Raw genomic sequence first — 301 nt, 5'->3', positions numbered from 1 at the left:
TAAACCTTGTATCCCTTGTATTCCTTGATCACCGGTATCTCCTTTGTCGCCTTTATCTCCCTTATCTCCTTTAGGACCTGTTGCCCCATCTGCTCCGTCTAATCCTGCTACACCTTGTATCCCTTGTATTCCTTGATCACCAGCATCTCCTTTGTCGCCTTTATCTCCTTTAGGACCTGTTGCCCCATCTGCTCCGTCTAATCCTGCTACACCTTGTATCCCTTGTATTCCCTGATCACCAGTATCGCCTTTATCTCCCTTAGGACCTTGTGGGCCTCTTATTTGCCCCACAGTTATCCAT

Annotated in this window: 1 pseudogene; it reads right to left on the bottom strand. The window is 47.5% G+C overall.

The features are described from left to right. Nucleotides 1-301 (bottom strand): annotated as a pseudogene (locus tag ACH5TX_RS00060) (hypothetical protein); the annotation flags it as partial.

Origin of the sequence: Thalassobellus citreus (genome assembly GCF_044385915.1) — a bacterium.
Lineage (GTDB): Bacteria > Bacteroidota > Bacteroidia > Flavobacteriales > Flavobacteriaceae > Thalassobellus > Thalassobellus citreus.
This window is presented reverse-complemented; position numbering and strand designations above follow the sequence as displayed.